The sequence below is a fragment of the Deltaproteobacteria bacterium genome (genome assembly GCA_018668695.1).
Taxonomy (GTDB): domain Bacteria; phylum Myxococcota; class XYA12-FULL-58-9; order XYA12-FULL-58-9; family JABJBS01; genus JABJBS01.
Window position 1 is genome coordinate 1 of record JABJBS010000247.1, and the last position, 19031, is coordinate 19031.

23 protein-coding genes are annotated in these 19031 nt (G+C 50.5%); 6 read left to right on the forward strand and 17 right to left on the reverse strand.

Annotation, left to right across the window (positions count from 1 at the left end):
• From HOK28_13055 to HOK28_13080, 6 genes are all read right to left on the reverse strand, one after another.
• On the reverse strand, positions 1-629 hold a 629-nt coding region (locus HOK28_13055), incomplete at its 3' end, for a response regulator (protein MBT6434021.1).
• A gap of 66 nt (positions 630-695) precedes the next feature.
• Positions 696-1184, reverse strand: a complete 489-nt coding sequence (locus tag HOK28_13060) for a heavy metal-binding domain-containing protein (protein MBT6434022.1) — start codon at positions 1182-1184, stop codon at positions 696-698.
• Between the two features lie 3 nt (positions 1185-1187).
• Positions 1188-1502: a YbjQ family protein gene (locus tag HOK28_13065; GenBank protein ID MBT6434023.1), complete on the reverse strand. Its 315-nt coding sequence runs from the start codon at positions 1500-1502 to the stop codon at positions 1188-1190.
• Positions 1503-1638: 136 nt separating this feature from the next.
• Positions 1639-2406, reverse strand: a complete 768-nt coding sequence (locus HOK28_13070) for a hypothetical protein (GenBank protein ID MBT6434024.1) — start codon at positions 2404-2406, stop codon at positions 1639-1641.
• Positions 2403-3050 carry a sigma-70 family RNA polymerase sigma factor gene (locus HOK28_13075; protein MBT6434025.1) on the reverse strand — a complete coding sequence of 216 codons (648 nt, stop codon included), beginning with the start codon at positions 3048-3050 and terminating at the stop codon, positions 2403-2405. The genes HOK28_13070 and HOK28_13075 overlap by 4 nt, the downstream gene beginning before the upstream one ends.
• Before the next feature lie 204 nt (positions 3051-3254).
• Complete coding sequence (locus HOK28_13080) at positions 3255-3593, reverse strand: P-II family nitrogen regulator (GenBank protein MBT6434026.1); 339 nt, start codon at positions 3591-3593, stop codon at positions 3255-3257.
• A gap of 127 nt (positions 3594-3720) precedes the next feature.
• Between HOK28_13080 and HOK28_13085 the strand changes: the two genes are divergently transcribed.
• The 4 genes from HOK28_13085 to HOK28_13100 all read left to right on the forward strand — a co-directional run bounded on the left by HOK28_13085 (position 3721) and on the right by HOK28_13100 (position 7126).
• The gene (locus HOK28_13085) at positions 3721-4536 is read left to right on the forward strand and encodes a tetratricopeptide repeat protein (GenBank protein MBT6434027.1); all 816 of its coding nucleotides are present in this window, start codon (positions 3721-3723) and stop codon (positions 4534-4536) included.
• Between the two features lie 2 nt (positions 4537-4538).
• Positions 4539-5171, forward strand: a complete 633-nt coding sequence (locus HOK28_13090) for a hypothetical protein (protein MBT6434028.1) — start codon at positions 4539-4541, stop codon at positions 5169-5171.
• A 152-nt stretch (positions 5172-5323) separates the two neighbouring features.
• A complete protein-coding gene (locus HOK28_13095; protein ID MBT6434029.1) occupies positions 5324-6241 on the forward strand; it encodes a ParA family protein in 918 nt (305 codons plus the stop codon).
• A 219-nt stretch (positions 6242-6460) separates the two neighbouring features.
• Positions 6461-7126, forward strand: coding sequence for a TIGR02266 family protein (locus HOK28_13100; protein MBT6434030.1), 666 nt, complete (start codon positions 6461-6463; stop codon positions 7124-7126).
• Here HOK28_13100 and HOK28_13105 read toward each other — a convergent pair.
• The 5 genes from HOK28_13105 to HOK28_13125 form a co-directional block, all read right to left on the reverse strand.
• Positions 7123-8283, reverse strand: coding sequence for an aspartate kinase (locus tag HOK28_13105; GenBank protein MBT6434031.1), 1161 nt, complete (start codon positions 8281-8283; stop codon positions 7123-7125). The two genes, HOK28_13100 and HOK28_13105, sit on opposite strands and share 4 nt — an antisense overlap.
• A 92-nt stretch (positions 8284-8375) precedes the next feature.
• On the reverse strand, positions 8376-8909 hold the full coding sequence (locus HOK28_13110; GenBank protein ID MBT6434032.1) for a hypothetical protein: 534 nt from the start codon (positions 8907-8909) through the stop codon (positions 8376-8378).
• Between the two features lie 97 nt (positions 8910-9006).
• The gene (locus HOK28_13115; GenBank protein ID MBT6434033.1) at positions 9007-10242 is read right to left on the reverse strand and encodes a tetratricopeptide repeat protein; all 1236 of its coding nucleotides are present in this window, start codon (positions 10240-10242) and stop codon (positions 9007-9009) included.
• A 10-nt stretch (positions 10243-10252) separates the two neighbouring features.
• Entirely contained in the window at positions 10253-10849 is a 597-nt protein-coding gene (locus tag HOK28_13120) for a uracil-DNA glycosylase (protein MBT6434034.1), read from the reverse strand.
• 208 nt (positions 10850-11057) lie between these two features.
• On the reverse strand, positions 11058-11630 hold the full coding sequence (locus HOK28_13125; protein MBT6434035.1) for a hypothetical protein: 573 nt from the start codon (positions 11628-11630) through the stop codon (positions 11058-11060).
• A gap of 164 nt (positions 11631-11794) precedes the next feature.
• Between HOK28_13125 and HOK28_13130 the strand changes: the two genes are divergently transcribed.
• On the forward strand, positions 11795-12211 hold the full coding sequence (locus HOK28_13130) for a cyclic nucleotide-binding domain-containing protein (protein MBT6434036.1): 417 nt from the start codon (positions 11795-11797) through the stop codon (positions 12209-12211).
• Between the two features lie 52 nt (positions 12212-12263).
• On the forward strand, positions 12264-14888 hold the full coding sequence (locus HOK28_13135; protein ID MBT6434037.1) for a hypothetical protein: 2625 nt from the start codon (positions 12264-12266) through the stop codon (positions 14886-14888).
• Here the strand turns inward: HOK28_13135 and HOK28_13140 are convergent.
• From HOK28_13140 to HOK28_13165, 6 genes are all read right to left on the reverse strand, one after another.
• Entirely contained in the window at positions 14871-15668 is a 798-nt protein-coding gene (locus HOK28_13140; GenBank protein MBT6434038.1) for a cobalamin-binding protein, read from the reverse strand. The two genes, HOK28_13135 and HOK28_13140, sit on opposite strands and share 18 nt — an antisense overlap.
• A gap of 17 nt (positions 15669-15685) precedes the next feature.
• Complete coding sequence (locus HOK28_13145; GenBank protein ID MBT6434039.1) at positions 15686-16738, reverse strand: quinone-dependent dihydroorotate dehydrogenase; 1053 nt, start codon at positions 16736-16738, stop codon at positions 15686-15688.
• Positions 16739-16803: 65 nt separating this feature from the next.
• The gene (gene rimI / locus HOK28_13150) at positions 16804-17244 is read right to left on the reverse strand and encodes a ribosomal protein S18-alanine N-acetyltransferase (GenBank protein MBT6434040.1); all 441 of its coding nucleotides are present in this window, start codon (positions 17242-17244) and stop codon (positions 16804-16806) included.
• Between the two features lie 8 nt (positions 17245-17252).
• Positions 17253-17840 carry a hypothetical protein gene (locus HOK28_13155; protein MBT6434041.1) on the reverse strand — a complete coding sequence of 196 codons (588 nt, stop codon included), beginning with the start codon at positions 17838-17840 and terminating at the stop codon, positions 17253-17255.
• The gene (locus HOK28_13160; GenBank protein MBT6434042.1) at positions 17837-18415 is read right to left on the reverse strand and encodes a YihA family ribosome biogenesis GTP-binding protein; all 579 of its coding nucleotides are present in this window, start codon (positions 18413-18415) and stop codon (positions 17837-17839) included. Before HOK28_13160 ends, HOK28_13155 begins: the two co-directional genes overlap by 4 nt.
• A gap of 48 nt (positions 18416-18463) precedes the next feature.
• Complete coding sequence (locus HOK28_13165) at positions 18464-18961, reverse strand: hypothetical protein (GenBank protein ID MBT6434043.1); 498 nt, start codon at positions 18959-18961, stop codon at positions 18464-18466.
• Positions 18962-19031 lie beyond the last annotated feature (70 nt).

Below are 19031 nucleotides of genomic sequence, written 5' to 3' on the forward strand. Positions count from 1 at the left end.
ATCAAAACCTCGGGGGTCCCCGCCAAAGCCTCAGTTTCGCTATTTTTAGCATCCTGAAGCAAAGCACTAAAATCTCCCTCAGGCTCCTCTTCCAGCTCCATATCCAAATCGAGGTCGAGATCCAGCTCAATATCGAGCTCCTCCCCCTCAGGTTCAGGCTCAGATGCGCCCGAGCGCGCCGCCAGTGCTTGTTCTAAATCATCGACCGAAATGGCCATGGTGGCATCAACATCGCCAATATCGATATCTTCATCTTCTTCGCTCGAGATATAACGCCCTAAGAGTCCAACCATTTGTTCTAAACTGTAGGGCTTGTGAACATATCCATCAGCATGCGTTTTTAGCTTCTGGTGCTGAGCAAAATCACCTGGCGTGGCCTGAGCACTAACTAGAATCAACGGAACCTCTTTAAGGTTCGGATCTTTTTTGAACTTATTACAAATGGCGTAGCCGCTCACCCGGTCAAGTTCCACAGCTAAAATGATCAACTCGGGCGGGTTTTCCCGCGCCATAGCGAGGCCTTCGCTGCCTCCTGCTATCCGCTGACAGGTATGTCCCACATGGGACAGGTGGGCGGCGAGCTCGTCATGGTCAGCCGGCAGAGAATCAATGATGAGGACATTCGACATAGTGGGATTATATGTAGTCTGGGCTTTCAAGAGCAAGCTTTGCTGGTTTCTGTAGAATGCCGCCGGCTACACTTCAGCCTTTCTCAAATTTAAAGCAGTTCCAAATGCCATGACCTCAACCCCTACGGGCGACGCTTGTTGGCCTGACATCGAGCCTAAATCCGCCGAGTCATATCGGATATTGATGACAGTGTCGGCTCCCATAACTTTTGCATCCTCTAACATACGCAAACAAGCCTCACGCCGAGCTCTGTCCATTAAACTTTCGTAACTTTTGATGTTGCCGCCCACCAAACCTTTGAGGCGCGCCAAAAATCTTTTCCAGACATCCTCAGAAATCACGACTGTTCCAAAAACCAAATCGGCCCGCGAAACGACATGGCCCTCCGGTATTTTTGACCAGTTTTGGACTAGAAATGTTTTGTGGGTCTCTTCACGGCGGGCAAGGTCTTCGAAATGCTTTTTCTCATTGCGCCGGCCCATTAGAGCGCCGCCGATAAAGATAATGAACGGCACGATGAAAATTAAAACGACCTGGAGTAAAGTGACTTCCACTATCTACTCAACTTTCAGGGCCGTACCGTAGGCAAACAATTCAGCAGCGCCTTGAGTGACCGCAGCGGTTGAAAAACGAACATTCACGATAGCATTTGCACCGAGGCCTTCAGCTTCAACTATCATACGCTCGACCGCATGCTGCCGCGCTTCCCGAAGCAGCTCGGTATAACCAACCAGCTCGCCGCCAACGATATTCTTTAAACCAGCCATTAAGTCTCTGCCAAGGTGCTTAGCGCGCACATTGCTGCCACTTACCAAACCCATACAGGCAATCACTTTACGGCCAGGAACTTCTTCAATATTCGTCAGGATCATGGTGCCACCTTCCGAAGAGACCGTTTCACAGAAAAACTTTACTCACAAGTCGTCTCTGACCTACTCCGAGAAGTTGGACTTACAAAATGTTGGGGGAGAAAACAGAAAAGATAGGGGGGCTCAAAGGAAAATTCGATTAACGAGCCCGCATACCAAAGAAGGCTTGCAACTCACGTTCGGGCAGTTCGCTGACCACCGAATAAACCAGGCCTCCTTCGCGCCACCGCGCAATATTCAGCCCTTTCATTTGTCGCATCATCACCTCGTGACGACCCATGCGATAGCCGGGCGCGACTTCTGAAGCCTTGCCGTCTTGGTCTTGATAAACAAAAATCGAAATATGACCGCGCGGTAAACGGTAACGTAGATACGCCGCTTCTTGATTGCCCACTTGAGTGATACGGCCGCCCACTAAAGCAGCAGACTGTGAGTCTCCTACTTCAGGCTGACGGACCGAAAACGGCAGGCGTGTATTTAAGTAGGTTTGAACACTTTGCCAATCTGCCCCAGAGACATCCATCGGCAAATTGCGCGCGTGTCGTGATGTAACAGTACTTAGCTCATCACCCGGATTATCAAACATCTGACCACCAGCCAGCACAATCAAAAGCGCGGCGGCGGCGGCAAGCGGAACCATTCTCCTAAACCCGGAAGGACGCTTTTCACTGGCATCTATCTCAGCCTGAATCCGTCGTCGTAAACTCTGAGGAGCCACCACACGTTGAGCCGCCCGGCGCAGTGCCAAGCGCAGCTCACCCTCTTGCTGGAGTTCTTTTTGACACGCGTCACATGCTGCCACGTGCACTTCCATGAGAAGACTTTGCTCAGCATCAAGTTCATCATCCAGAAAAAATGGAATCAAACGCCGTGACTCTTCGCAATCCATGGCCGAATCCAATGTCATGCCTCACGTCTCCTACGAAAACGATTCATATCGAGTACTTTCTCGGAATCTGAGTCGGTATCTGCTTCACCTTTGATAATGCCCCGCTCCTTCGCCAAGCCGCGTAACTTCGTTTCGAGTGTTCGGCGTCCTCGGTAGAGTCGGCTCATGACGGTACCTACTGGGCGATCGATGGCTTCAGCAATCTGCTTGTAACTTAGGCCTTCCAAATCGCAGAGTACGATGACGGTGCGGTAGTCTTCCGGTAAGTCATCGAGGGCGGCCAACACATCGTCGCTGAGCATATCTCGTAAATAGCTGTTCTCTGGATTTTGAGCAGCTTCTCGAGATTCTTCCGAATGGAGACGGCTTTCGACATCCCGGCGTGTGGTACCATTCAAAATCTCGCGCTCACGCTGACTGCGCCGATATTTATGAATGAAGGTATTCGTAAGAATGGTGTAAATCCATGCCTTAAAATTGGTACCCATCTCGAAGCTTTCTTTAAAGCGCAGTGCCCGGACGACAGTGTCGTGGACAAGGTCTTCAGCCGCTTGAGGCTGACGGGTATAACGCAAAGCTGCGCCGTAGAGGCCATCGAGGTGAACCTGGATCAGGTCCTCAAAAGTCTCTTGGCTTGTGGGTGGCTTTCTCAATCTTAACATGGTCGTCTCAATGCTGCTCTCTGTCCAGAGTACTGAAATAATTGGCTTTCTCATACTAAACGACCGGGCAACTGCGTTTATTCCGGAAATCTTTAAGATCTTACGTTTTTTGTGACTCCGAGCAAAAATGGAGGGAATCCACCACCCAAGAATTATATATCAAGTGATTACAGCAAGTTAGAATCTAATGGGAATGGCCTAAGCCTAGAGAGCGTCCGGCCCTGTCTCGCCCGTTCGGATCCGAATCACCTCATCCACCGGCATCACAAATATTTTACCGTCACCGATACGGCCCGTGAACGCGGCCTTCGTGATGGTTTCAACCACGGCCTCAGTGCCATCATCTGGAACAACGATCTCAATTTTTACCTTCGGTAGAAAATCAACAACGTACTCCGCGCCCCGATAGAGCTCGGTATGTCCTTTTTGACGCCCAACACCCTTCACTTCCGTGATGGTGATACCGTGAATACCTATTTCATGGAGAGCGCCCTTCACTTCATCGAGTTTGAACGGCTTGATAATCGCTTCGACTTTTTTCATTCGCTTTGGGCCCTTATGTGATTAAAGCGTGACTCAGATTTTAAAATACGTTGCACACGCCCAGAAGGCAAACCCTAGAGAAGAATTCGCCATCGACCTCGGCTGCTAGCCGAGATAGCCTATCATTATGCGATCTTCGCAAGCACTTCATGAGCAAATCACAGACGCAATCTCCAGAGGACGGCTTTGTCTCGCTGAAGGGTGTGGTTTAACCCGGGCCGAGTTGGACGCTCTGTGTGAGCTGGGCGCTGAAAAGCTCGAGCTTGGCCTGGTGGACGAAGCAGTCACCGTCTTACGAGGGCTTGTCGCACTCTACCCATTTAGCTCGAAATACTATCAATGCCTGGGCATCGCTCTCTTACGAGCCGGGCAAGCTCAGAGCGCGGCCACTGCACTTAAATTAGCGTCCACCTTATGCCCAAACGACCTTACCATTCGCATCACTTTACTCGAGGCCCTACTAAAAGCAGGACTTTTGGAGCAAGCTAGGCAAAGCTGCGGTGAAATTCCCGGCGACGTTCAATTACCCGAAGCCAGTCTTCATCGTTTGAGCATCATCAAAGCATGCCTCGGTGACTCCAGCCCACAAACCCTTCCACCCAAAACTGTGCCCGCTCCTCTGCCCGAAACAAAGAGGACCTTCAAACTTCCAAATGGGGAACCGCTTCCCTTAAAAAACAGCCAATACGAAGTAACCCAGCCGTACATAACCGCGTCCGAAACCAAGCCGACGCCACCGCAAACGACGCTGATGACCTTCGATGAATCCGTCACCATTACCGCGGTTGTTAGAAGACGCCGGCCTTCAAAAAGCGGAGCGACCAAGAGCAGCGATGTAACCCAGACGGCTGTGGTGGTTCGCCGAAATATCTGCTCAGCGGAAAACGGTTCAGGCGAAAACACTGTGTTGTCTTATCTTCCTGAAATAGAGCCGGAGAGTTAGACATGGATGGACCGATTCGCCATGTTGTTTTGCCGTGGACTCAGCCCGCCGTTACTCCCGACGCGTCTCAAGCGCCAAACGTTTTAGAGCTTCAAAAAGATTCACTGGTCAAAGTTGGAGAGTCTCATCAAAGCAGCGCCCTTCAGGATTCGCCTCGACAACAGCTTGGCCAAACATCTTCTGAAGGCAACCTAGATAACCCCTGGTATAATTTTATGAAACTTGAACCTCCTCAAATTCCTGAGGAGCATCGCAGCCTACTCAATGAAACGGGTCTTATCGGCGCCTCGATTATACTCGACGTGTTCACCACACGAAGTGCAGAGCTTCAAGAAGAGGAGACCATACTCTCAGAGCTTGCACAGCTGCTTTTGGATACAAATCTTTCAGTAAACGGTGACTCCACAGAACTGGAAAACGTTGCGAAAATTCTCATTGAAAACGAGGGCACCATCCGCCAACAATTGGGGGAAAGCTTGCAAGAGGCCGCCACCGTAGATGACAAAGCGGCTCTTCCTAACCCTCTCACGGTAACCCTGGCCATTCGAAGTATTGAAGCGATGAGCGATGTCGCAATTCGCGAAGTCACTTTGATAATCGACGGGCAACCCGTGGTGGAACACAAACAGATTTAAGAACGTGCGTAAGCCATGCGTTTCAATCAATAGACACAAATAATGACTTTCAACGTCGATCCATCCGTGCTACCCATATGAACAGCGCGATGCGTCATACGATAGTGTTCGAACCATGGAACTTGCGCGAGTTCATACATGGAGGGGAAAACATGGCTAATAATATTCGCAACAGAATTGCTGGACGACTTCGTAACCTCATAGCGGAACCTTTGGAGAAAGGTCAGCATGAGGCAATTACCATTGCAGTTGCTTCAAGTAAGGGCGGTGTTGGTAAAACAACCACCTCCGTGAATCTTGCTGTGGCCTTTGCTAAGCGCGGCGTGAAAACCTTGTTGGTGGATCTTGATCCTCAAGCACATGTAGCCGCATCACTTCGTTCACAAACGCCAGCGACTTCCATGACCATCTCAGATGTTCTACTCGGCCGAGCCCGTGAAGTATTTGAAGTGGCTTATCCTTCGGACTGCCCTAATTTGGATCTGGCGGGTTCCGACAAAGGTCTGGCCGAAACGGAAATGGTTCTTTCTGCGAAAATTGGCAAAGAGCTTATCCTCGAAGGCGCTCTCGAAACGACCCGCAGTCATTATGAACTCATCATTCTAGACTGCCCGCCCAACCTTGGGACCATTACCCTCAACGCACTATGCGCCGCCGACCAATTGCTTGTTCCAAGCGATATGTCGATGCTGGCTCTTGAAGGTGTTGGTGATATTCTCGCAACTGTTCAAACGCTAAGAACACGTTTACATCGCCAGCTCGGTGTTTTGGGAATCTTAGCCACCCGAGTTGACGGCAGAGCGACGCGCATGAATTCAGATATTGAAGAAAGCGTAAACGACCTCTACGGCAAGCAACTTCTTAAGACCCGGATCCCGCAAAGCTCGCCGCTGAACAAAGCACACCTTGCCGGCAAACATATCTTCAGCTTTGCACCACGTTCACCGGGTGCCCTGGCCTACGCCAATCTCGCAGCGGAACTGGCACCTCGTCTCGCCCTTGAGAAAGCGAAGCTGCCCCGCCATAAAGTTGCGACAGTGGCTCAGCAAAGTGCAAGCCGCGCACAGTAACCCCTTAATTTCAGATACTTAAGAGTCATCCCCGATATAAGCTTGGTACGGGCTCAGCTCTAACCGGGCCGTCATACCTTTAAAAAGAGTCCGCCAATTTCTGCCTAAAGACCAAGCTTTGCACTACACTTTCCTCAGTAGATACGGTAGGACCCGCAGCTATAAAATAATTACGCCAGTGGATTCATCCCTTGGCTAAGATACGGAAGGCTTCTTGCTGTGGACGACCAGCACGACATTCCAGTCCTCAAGACTGTTAAAATCAAGCTGCAAAATGGTGCAGACTTTCTTACCTATTATTTTCATGAAAATAGCTCGGGCGGAATTCTGGTTCCCGGCCGTGTAGATTTGGAATTAGGTCAAGAGGTTAACCTTGAGCTTTATTTCCTCGAAGAGAATCGGGTCTTCCACATCCGTGGAACCGTTAAATGGCGGCGCCTCAAGAATCAAACCGAACTTCCAGCTGGTGCGGGCGTTGAATTCCCAGAGAGCGAACGCAAGGCCCGAGATGTACTGCTCGAGTTTGCAAACGGGCGTAACATCGTTATTCAACGACGCCGGTCATCGAGGCTCCCTGCTCTTCTTCAAGTTGATTATGCAACCGACAGCGTATTTCTGACGGATGTCACTGACAACCTCAGCCATGGCGGTGCCTTTCTACTGACCAAAGACCCTCCACCTGTTGGAAGCATCATTAAGCTAAAACTGCGCCCCCCTGGCTATCGCTCGGGTATCACACTCAATGCTGAAGTTGTTTGGAGCCGAACAGAAGGTGAATCCGGCGTTGGAGTTCGTTTTATCTTTCCGTGGTACAAATCAGCTCGTAAGCTCAACAAACTCATTGAGCGCATTCGAATTCAAATCGGGCTTCAAGACTCACGCTAACCAAGGCGAAAATTGGCATGCAGCATCTCGAGAGCTTGGTCTAAACTTTCGCTCGCAACCACCAAGGCAATGGCTCCGTCAGAGGCACCAAGCATTGTATGAACAATCTTGGCATCGTTTAATTGTCCCAGTACCTGAGAAACCACGGCCATAAGACCCGCTCCTACAAGTGTTAGGGCACAAACCTCTTCAGCACGAATGCCATGAGCTAAGGCGACAGCTTCTAAACCACGGTGCTCTTTTCCTGGAATTTGAGCTCGGTTTACCAGGAGCACTCCAGATTGCGTCGTCGCCATGGCCAAGACCGTGGCGCCCAAGCGCTCTACATCCTCGAGTAAACTCGAAACATCTTGAATGGGGCCGTGCATCAGCGACGCATCGGGAGCGCCTACGACAGCTGTGACGTGCCCCACTTCAACCTTTGCATCCGCACTGATTCGTGTTTGACGACCACTTGTATCGGCGGTCTTACGGGCCAAGATCTGAATACCGGCTTTGCGCGCAAATTCTACCGCTTGAGCATTTAAAACCCGAGCACCCGCGGCCGCCATGTGTTGCATCGTTTCATAGTCGATTTCTGAAAGCAGTGTGGCCTGCGGGCAGACGTTGGGATCTGCATCATAGACGCCATCAACATCTGAATAGATTTCACAGGCCTCAGCCTCCAGCGCCGCCGCCATGGCAACAGCCGTGGTGTCTGAGCCGCCTCGGCCAAGGGTTGTTATCTCACGCTCAAGGCTTACCCCTTGAAAACCCGCCACAATCACCACTTTCCCGGCTTCCAGTGCCTCTTGAATTCGGTAGGGACGCACTTCGATAATACGGGCACCTTGGTGGCTGTTCTCTGTGATAATCCCCGACTGACTTCCGGTGAACGAGATCGAATTCACCCCGGCTTTGTGCATCGCCATACTCAAGAGTGCCATGGAGATGCGCTCGCCTGCCGTCACCAACATATCAAGTTCACGCTGAGGAGGGTTTTGAGTGACCAAGGCCGCTTGAGCTAACAACTGGTCGGTCGTTTTACCCATTGCGCTGACAACCACGACAATTCTATCGCCGGCGGCAACCCGCTTTGCCACGGATTGAGCCACAGCGTGAAGCTTGTCCACGTCAGCTACAGAAGACCCACCATATTTTTGAACAATGATTGCCATGACAAATGAAAGTGCTTTCGACGACGAACTATTCCCAGCTCACCAAGTCCTTGGAGGTTTTTAAGGATAGACTGTATCGAAGCTCTTAAGAATCAGCGACGGTGCAACTCGTAGTTGTGCCACGCCTTCTTTGACTCTTCTAAATCCGACTTGAGATCTTTGCAGTCTTCATCGCTTTCAAGCAACGAAGCATCAATCTTCTCAATAAGCCCAACCAGGGCATCGCCCATCTCAACACTTGCTCGCACAAGTGTCTCCAGGCGGACCGTGACCGGTTCGAAGATATAATCTTCTACCTCAAGTTCGGTTCCTTCAAAGAGGCTTATTTCAACGCCACCACCAGCAGGCATAAATGCAAAGCACTGTTCGCTGTTGCGAAATGGAATCGTTTCCGAGTCCCCTGCGATGATCCATTGAAGTTTTCGTAGCCATTGACCAGCCAAGCGTATCAGCGGTTCGCTGTAATCACCTGAGTCTTTAACGGCTGAAGTAGCGACGAGAATCCGACCTTCCTCGCGTACAATGTCCGCAAGTTTGTCCTGATGAGATTCAAAGTCACTGGCCAGCGTTTCAACGGTGAAGCGCTGGTCGTCCAATTCAAATTCTAAATTTAGTTGAAATTCCATCTTAGTGATGCGTTTAAAGGCCTTTTTAGGGTTTTAATTCTCTTCCACCATACTGAAATCAAGCCGGGACGGTCAAGCCATGATCTCATGAACTGACCTAGAGCGGGTCTTTAAAGGCCGCTTCTTCCTCTAAATAAAGAGTTTTCATGCGAGATAACGCCCTTTCCAATTGGATAAGCCAGCTTTCGCTACTTTGAAGCCTTTTCCCCAATTTTAAAGATTTTTCGTAAATCCGGATGGCCTTTTTGAGTAATACAATCACCTTTCGGCGCACTTCCTCGTCATAAAGCTCTATCTGGTCTTCGCTTAGCTCCTCGGGAGGCTCAAAAGAAACGATGGTTTGATAAAGGTCCTCGTATAAATCACCCAATCGGTAACCAGCAGCGGCCATGGTGTGGCCGTCACCAAATCGAATCGAACGCAGGTAGCGATTTTGAGCCGTCAGTAAAAATCCACACTTGGTTTCAAGCCGCTCTCGTAGCAGTTCAATAGGGTAGCTTAATTCCACCGCCTCATATTTTTTCCGCGTCATTTCCCCGAGGCGAAAAGCTGCTTCTGCAGCCATCGTCCTGTCGCCGCCGATTCCTCGTTGCAAACGTCGATAAAGACTTAAAACTCTTGAATAAGCAGACTCAGCCAAAGTGGTTTCACCAGCTCCCTCGAAGGTAATCCCCTTGCCCAGCTGAATTTCCATCCGGTCTTGCTCATCAATCCACTCTAAACTGACAAGATTCTCAAAAGCGTAAACCGCGTCCCACCAGCGTTCGAGCTTGGCAAAGCAGACCCCCAAACGCATAAACGTATCAAAATAAAGCTGGTCCTCGTCGATTGGCATTCCATCGTAGAGCTTAATCACCTGCTCATAGTACCCAATGGCCTCAGCCCACTTTTCTTTGTCTTCATGAAGCATACCAAGGTTGAAGAGACTCACCTGCTGGTAATCCACATTATCAAACTCTTCAATCAGCTTCTTATAAAGTACAATCGCAAGCGCCGACTCCTTACGGCGCTCGGCTTCCCCAGCGAGATGAAAAAGCCTTGGGGCATCGTATACCTTTTCTAGAATAATGGGGTCCGGAGTCATGCGGATGACGGTTCCCGGCATCGATATTTTTTGCACACCTGCGGGGCCTGAATGAACTCGCGACCGAGTTTGAGTCGTCGCACAGCCCCAAAGCGTTGCCAGCAAACAGCAAATCGTCATGATATGAAAACAGGGTTGAGCCGGCACTTTTTGGAAGTGTTTAAAGCCTGTAGCTAGGGATTTGCTGAAAGAGTCGGTCATCGAGACGACTGTATCGCCAGACTCGGTAAACCCCAAATCAGAGTTCAATCACTTCGTGCTATGAACCGGGCCGCTTTAAACCGAGGCGGTGCATGACAACCTGAAGATCCATCCAAACAGGTTTCTTTTTAGCAGCATCACGTAAAAGCTCGTTGGGATGAAAAGTTGGCATCACAGCCACGCCCTCAGACTCACACCACTGCCCTCGCATCTTAGAAATCGGCGTGTTGTCACCGAGTAAGAGCTCGGTCGCGAATTCCCCGAAAGTCACAATCACTTCTGGACGAATCACATCTATCTGTTGGCTTAGGACCGCTTTACAAGCGTCTGGTGAGACCGACTCAGTCTGATTTTGGCGAGCGCGCCGCCGTTTCACAACATTTGTAAGGTACACGTCAGAGCGCTCAAGGCCCATGGCTTGAATCATCTTCGTTAAGAGATCTCCGGCCGGTCCCACAAAGGGTTCACCCAAAAGCTCTACATCTCGTCTTGGTGCCTCGCCTACAAACATCAATCGCGCATTCGGATTACCCGCTCCTAAGACCAAATTACTTTGAGCTTGATGCAGTGGGCTGAGCTTGGAATCGCCGGATTGCCCGGAGCTTGCGACCGCCGAGTCGTTTTGACCAGGCAGCTTAGCACCGCCTTTTAGCATGCGAGCCAGCTCTTCTCGGGCTTGCTCAGGAGCCGAGCCGTGGCTTCCCCCCAGACTTCCAACTTCAGCTTCCGCCGGCGATGCACTCGACCGAGCTTTTCGAGGCCTTAAAACTTTGTCGTCGATTTCGAGTGCTTGCAAACCAAGCTCACGCTGAAACACCAACGCTTCACGTAGGTCGCTCAACAGCGAATGCACCATGGCTTGTTCACTCATACTCTACCCCAAAAACTAAATGCCGAAGCTTTGCTACCGGCAACTCGAAACGTTCTTCTAACACTTCCCAGACCAGCTGGGAAAGGCGACCACCCGGTGGTTTCGCAATCAGCCCTAAAAGTTTTGTTCCGCGATAAGGCACCGGCCAATCGCCAATAGAGTAAAAAGTACCTTCGGCTTCCCGCCAATCATTCTCAAGGCTCGCCAATGGCACTGATTTTACATTGTTTTTCCCAAGCCAGGCTTTAACCGCCAGTGCTTGCTTCAACAACGCATGGTATTCCCAACACACCTGAGCCCAATCGGGGAGATCAACGGGCCCAGCTGGAATTCTTTCAAGTATCTCCAGCCTTTGTTCAAGCGCCTGTGAGGATTGAGTGTCTAGCTCTTTGAGAGCTCCTGGAAAAGCATCAGCCAGAGCTTTTGAACTCTCCCTGCGCTGCCTCGCGGGCTCACCGCTCAGCTTAAAAACTCCACGAGATTCAAGGGCTTCACGCTCAAGACGCATCATCAGCATGAGGCGATATTTTTGTTCTAGCGCCAGTTTAATCTCATTGCCCGTCATCACTCCCTCGTACCGAGAGTGTAAGCCCAGTGCAATAGGCCCTAAGTGCGTAAAATTTTTCACAGTTTTGATTATATATCGAAGCTTATGAGGGCTTTTCCTTATGCTCCACCTTGTATATGTATGGCTAAGGCTCACCTAATTAACTGAGGACTTGTAAACTCGTGATCAGTACCGTTGAAAAAGTGTTGTTTCTAAAAGGCGTCGACCTTTTCAAAAACATCCCCGGTGAAGAACTCACCCACATCGCTCGGATTACTGACGAAGTGGAATACGGAACTGAATCAACTATCTTCGCAGAAGGTGACCAAGGCGATGCAATGTACCTGATTGTTGAAGGTAATGTGCGCGTCCATGCCGGCTCACAGCAGCTCGCTGAACTGGGTACCAAACAATGCTTCGGAGAAATGTCCATTCTTGATGCGGAACCTCGCTCGGCTTCGGTGACAGCACTCTCAGAACTTATCCTTCTCAAAATCCTAAACAGCGATTTTGGAGAAATTCTAAACGAAAAACCAGAAATCTCGCAGGGAATCATAAAGGTTCTTACCCGGCGTCTACGCGAGGCCAACAAACGCTAAACGCGTCCGCGGCTGCGACTTTTATCAACGAAAAGCTTTAACGAAGTAAATCATGAACACTCCAAGCCCGCAGAGCTCTCAGCCATCAACCGAGCCCAGTGATGCACCCATGATGCACACACGGTACAGTAAAATTCTTCAATGGTTCTTCGGCCGTCTTTTCGATGGCATTGATTATCCCCAGCAGTCCGCTGACGAAATCAACGCACTGGCCAAAGATGGCATTGTCGTTTACGTGGCAAGAGCACCCTCCGCGTGGCTCTACCTTTACCTAAACCACGCACTGCGAAAGTTAGGGCTTCCCCTGGCGCAATATGTTGCTGGATTTAGCTTCGTACTCTGGCAACCCATCAGTAAGCTTTGGCGCTGGTGGCTTAAGCGAAGCGACCCGCCCAACGGACCTTGGCGTGAGAGCTATCAATCATCGACACCTGGTGCTGAAGAAGCTCGCTACGCAGACGCAGTATTAAGAGGACAAACTTCCTTTCTGATGCTGCAACCCAGAAGCGGTATCAAAATGCGACGCAAAGGAGGCCCCAATAACTTCGTGCGGGCTCTCGTTGCAGTTCAGCGTGTTATCGACAAACCGATTTATATTATTCCACACGTTCTCACCGACCGAGCATTCAGTGGTTCTACCGGCAAACTGGCCAAGCGGATTTTTGGCGGTCGCCGTCAACCTGGGTCACTTCGAGAGATGGCAATACGCGTATCTACGCTGAAAACAGCCACCATCCGCACCGGTACCGTGGTCAACCTACAAGAGTTTTTAAACGGCCAAGAAGAGGCCGAGGATTTAAAACTCGCTCGTAAGCTAAGCCATGAACTCAGTAAACGCCTCACCGAAGAAGAGCGCGTGATTGCCGGACCTGAAATTCCAGATCACGAAACTATGGCGCGTCACGTATTGCGAGAACCCTTTCTTCGAGATGTCATTCGGGATGAGGCCAAACGCTCCGGCCGTACCGAGGCAGCGATTGAGAAACGAGCCGGGTCTTACGTCAAAGAAATTGCCGCCCGCTACAACGTCAACATGCTTCGCTTTTTAGAGGGCATGATTTCAATCTTGTTCAACCGGATTTACGACGGCGTTTACTTTGACTCCGAAGGCTACGCCAAGCTCACAGAAGCTGCGCGTAAAGGGCCACTTATCTTTTGCCCATGTCATAGAAGCCACGTGGATTACCTGGCCCTCTCCCACACTCTCTGGCGCAATGGCATGATGCCTCCTCATATTGCTGCCGGCATCAACCTCTCATTTTTTCCAATGGGATTGATATTCCGAGGTTGCGGAGCCTTCTTCCTTAGACGATCGTTTCGAGACAACGCACTCTACGGTGCCGTGTTCAAAGCCTATATGTATGAGGTTCTGCACACGGGTATCTCCATCGAGTTTTTCCTTGAAGGAACCCGAACGAGAACCGGCAAGCTTCTCATGCCACGATACGGACTTCTCAATATGGTTGTCGACGCTTGGCGCCGAGGGGCCCAGGAAGACCTTCAATTCATTCCCGTCTCCATTGATTACGAAAAAATTATCGAGGCTGGCTCTTATGCTCGCGAGCTTCGCGGCGGCGAAAAGAAAAAAGAAGATATGGGTGCTTTGCTTCGCACCACCGGCGTACTTCGCTCTCGATATGGACGGCTTCATCTTCAATTTGGTGAACCGCTATCGATGCGTGAATTCGCAGAAAAATCGGACTTGGAGCAAAGTGCAGACCAGAGTCACGATGAGAGCTGGCGCAAGGGCGTCCAGCGGCTGGGCTTTGATATTCTCCATCGTATCTCTAAAGCATGCACAGTGACGCCAACAACCATTGCTGCCACAGTGCTCTTGAATCACCATGGCCGAGGTATTTCTCAATCAAGCCTCACCGAACAAAGTCAGTGGATGCTAGAATTTCTCGACGAAGAGTCCGCTCGGTTCTCGTCTCCTCTTCAGCACCAAGCAACACGCGAGGCTGCCGTTCTCGAGGCTGTCGAAAAGCTGGTTGATGATGGCACCGTTTCGGTTGAGCGTCCTGGGCGCGGCGACGCCGAACCTATTTACTATGTTTCTGAAGACCACCGAGTTGAGCTTGATTTCCCCAAGAATCAGAGCATCAACCACTTTGCACCATCGGCACTTATCGCGCGATGCCTCCTTAGAGACGATAAAGAAGAGGCTTCCTATGACGATGTTAAGGCGGGCGCAGATTTACTCTCGTCTATCTTCAAGCGTGAATTCGTTTTTCGAACCGATGTAAACTTCGATGTTGCATTTGACGAATGCCTCGCAACGCTTGCCGCGCGCGGTTACCTTGATGTCACTGAAAACAACACCATCATCATGCGTAATAAAGAGAAGCTGGCCCTACTCTCAGGTTTCTTAGATAGCTTCGTGGAGGCCTATTGGGCAACTCTTGGAGCGGTCACCGAGCTGCGCCGCTTCCCGCTCTGGGAAAAAGAACTAACAAACCGAGCGCTTGAGCAAACACGCCGAGCTTTCCTTGAAGGCAAACTCAAAAGACCTGAGGCAGCCAACAAGACCTTGATTGGGTCGGCTCTTAGCTGGCTGCAGGATAAGAAAGTTATCGTCATCCATGGCGGCGACAAGAAGCGCACCATCGCACTTAGCGAGGCTTACGCAGGACCAGAGCTCGATGCTCTCCAGGAAACTCTAAGCCGTTTTCTCTAGTGCGTTTTCAATAATTGATACGAGGGCATCCAAACCGTCCGTGAGAGCAGCTGGCCCTGGTTGCAAAATCAATGTGCTGTTGATTTCATGAACTTGGTTATTTTTTATTGCTGGGATTGAGTCCCAGCCATCTCGTTCAAGTATCTCTTGCTTCTTTACCATTTTACCGCACCAAGAACCGATAATGATATCCGGCGCTCTTTCCACAACATCTGCAGGATTGATAATTCTACCCTTGGCCAGACCGGCTTCTCGAAGCTCTTTAAAAATATCCTCACCACCTGCTATTTCAATGAGTTCAGACACCCAGCGAATGGTCGAAATCATCGGGTCAGGCCACTCTTCGAAATAAACCTTCAGACGCTTGGGGTAGCGCTTGGTTCGAGCCTGAATCTTCGTAATGCGTTCCTGGTAGCTCTCCACCAATGACTTGGCCTCTTGGCTGCGCCCCACGAAAGCACCGGTGGTTATAATTGCACGGTAAATCTCATCGAGACTGCGCTGATTAAACGTCATCACCGTATGGCCACGCTTGACCAGTTCACGGGTGATATCAGCTTGGATGTCGGAAAAGGCCAAGATTAGGTCTGGGCTCAGAGCTTCAATCTTTGGAATATCTGCATCTACAAATGCGCTTACCTTGGGCTTATTTTTTCGAGCCTCGGGTGGCCGATAAGTAAATCCAGAGATTCCAATGATTCGGTCTTCCTCACCTAAGAGGTAAAGAGTTTCAGTGGTTTCTTCCGTAAGGCATATGATTCGTTTTGGATAAAGCGACACGAATGCTTCCTTAAAATCTAAGCTGATTGCAGAGCTGCCCGAAACTCATCGAACGTATCGATTCCGCGCTTATTCATTTCTTTTAAGATGCCAGCGTTGATTCGTGAAACCAAGCCAGGCCCTTCGAAAATAAGTGCTGAGTAAATTTGTACCGCTTGGGCACCCGCGGCGATGGCTGCAATGGCGTCCTCTGCACTCGCAATACCGCCCACGCCAATAATCGGTAAATCCGTCATGCTCGATACAGCTCGAATCACCTCAAGCGAGCGTTTTGCCAGTGGCTTACCCGACATACCGCCTGCGCCCACATCGGCAATGCCGTGGTGATCGATGGTGGTATTCGTGGCGATAATTCCAGAAGCCCCGGCGTGCGTTGCAACGTCCACGGCATGCTTCAGGCCTTCGTCTGCCAAATCAGGTGCCAGTTTAACGAAAACCGGAATATCGCTGTGCGCTTTCACCTTTGCGGTGATGTCTTTTAGAAACTCGGGATCTTGGAGCTTTCGAAGCCCCGGCGTGTTTGGAGAACTTACATTCACAACCAAATACTCGCAGTGTCCTGCAACACGTTTGGTGCTCGTCGCGTAATCCTCGGCAGCATCTTCAAGCGCTGTAATCTTCGACTTCCCAAGGTTTACGCCCAAGGGTACGCCAACCGATTTATCGCGGCTACCGAGTTCAACCAAGCGCTGCGCCAAAACCTCAGAGCCTTCGTTATTGAAGCCCATTCGGTTGACCAATGCGCCATGGCTGGGGAAGCGAAACATTCTTGGCTTTGGGTTTCCAGACTGAGCGTGCGCCGTCACTGTACCCATTTCAATGAAGCCAAACCCAAGGACTGGCCAAAAACGAGCCAGCACTCCATTTTTATCAAGGCCTGCAGCAAGCCCAACAGGCCCCGTAAGCTCCATACCGGCCAGATGCGTAGCCAAGCGTTTATCTGGTTTTCCGTAGGCAATAGTCGCCATCATACGACCCGCAGAGCCAGTTAAGCGCAGTATTTTAAACACTGAATTATGCGCCGTTTCGGCATCAAATTGAAATAAAACAGGTCGAACCAAACTGTACATGCGTGTTTCCTCTTTGGCAGTGTCCTACCTCCGCCACCCCGCTCTCGCAAGTGGAAGAGGAGCACCTAAAGCGAGCGTGCGAGCACCAATGCGTCTTCTTGATCGGGCTGGTAATATCTCGCCCTACGGCCCACTTCACTGAATCCGAAGTTTTCGTAGAGAGTAATTGCGGGCAAGTTAGAAACACGAACCTCAAGGAAGAGGCGTTTGACCAACTCTTTTTTCATAGACGCAACCCACTCCCCTACCAAGGCGCGGCCCCAGCCCTTACGCCGCATTCCTTCGGCCACCACAATATTGAGAAGTTCGGCCTCACCCGCGACCACGCGCGTAATCAAGATAGCTTGGAGTCGGCTCACTTGATCGAAGCCAAGCCAAATGGAGTCTTGGGGGTTTTGCAGAGTGTCCGCTAGGCTATCTGGAGTCCACCCGGTCCCAAGAGGTTGAGCCTCAACGAACTCCCTAAGAGGAGCCAGGTCGTCACCCTGCGCACGACGAATCAGCATCGCATCGGTCACTGTATTTCGAGTTGTTGATCAGGCCCTAAAAATCGAATCTGCACTGTCTGTTTCATCTCAGTGAACAAAGTATTCATGGCCTCCTCGGACCAAGATTTGTTCTGCCCGCCAAATCGCTGCGTTAATTGTCGTGAACGTAATCGGTCTTCAATGAATATTTGATTTCGCAATTCTCTTCGAAGGGTGCTTCGAATTTTCTCTTCGCTTATGTCAAAACGCCGCTTAAAGGCGTCGTATGCACTGGGCGAGCGAAACTTCGCTTTGAACTTTTGAAGGGCACCATCGATTTTCTTACGAGGCAACTCAATGGTTCCAAGGCGACGAACATGAACTGCAACCACCATTTGGTTTACAATATAATCGCGAAAGGCTACCAAAACCTCCGCATCCAATGGCGTTAGAGCTGCCACCTCGCCTTTTCTAAAGGCTAAAGCAATTCGTGACTCCTGACGCAGCTCACTTTCGGTAATCGTTTCAGCGCCGACAACTGCGATGATCTGATCGATCGCAACGCCTCGCTCTTTGGCCGAAAGATTCATGGGCAAAACAAACGTCAAAAGTGCGATGCATGCTGCAAATCTCACAATCCGCAGACCTCTATCAGGCGGCTGTATAGCGCGCGTTTGCCTTCACCACTTTTAGCGGAGCAGACCACGGCGGTGCCGGCCTGAACCTGAAGTTGTTTTTCAATCTGACGAACATGGTTTAGACGCTTGTTCTTCGGCACCAAGTCGGATTTTGTAATAGCGGGAACGAGCAAGCGATTATGATGGGCTACCCAATCAACGGCCGTCAGGTCATCGTCGCTCACCTTCGTGCGCCGAGCATCAAGAACCAGAACAACTGCTCGCAGGGTATCTCGACGCGCCAAATAGTCAGCAATCATAATTTGAAGTTCTTTGCGCTGAGTTTTGGAAAGTTTGGCGTAGCCGTAACCCGGTAAATCAACAAAAGCCCAGCGGTTATCAACCTGAAAGAGGTTCAACATCTGCGTTCGACCCGGAGTACGGGACGTCCTTACCAGACTTGCTTGCCCAATGAGACGACCGATAAGCGAACTCTTGCCAACATTGGAACGGCCAGCGAAAGCAATTTCCGGCAAATCAAGTACCGGTAATTTCGAAAAATTTGGGGAGGATGCAATAAATCGCGGTGCCATAATTTCCTCTATCACTCTGCGCAAACTACGTTACGCGTACCTTAAGCGCTATGGAGTGGCAGCGCTTTGTTCGGCTTCCCATCGTTCACGAGCCGCTTTGCCATGATCGATTTCTTTCCAAAACGTCTCAAAATCAAACACACGAATACTCGGTGTACCTTCAGTGTGACACTGACGACAGTTGGCTTCGGTCGGCGTAATTAAACCCACTGCCGCTGCCAGCTCTTTATCCTTCATGACATAATCAGGATGATAGTATTGGCCTGGTCCATGGCAGCTTTCACAGCCAATACCTACAGGTCCCGCATTGACAACGCTGCGTTGCTTTGACGTTTTCGCGATATGACACGTGTTGCATTTTGCGTCTTTTTGCTGCGGAGCAGTAAGAGACTTATGGGAATTCATGTGCGGCCCTGCTGCCCATTGCTGATAAGCAAATGGATGACAGCCCTGACATGTCTGGGAACCCACGTACCGCTGCGCGGAAACATTCAATGCGGTCAGCCCGAGCGCCGCAAAAACACTTGTAAAGATAAGCCACTTCATATGTGACCCTATACAAAAAGAGGGCTGGCTTGCACAAGGTGTGCGGAGCCAGCCCTCATAATCATCTAAG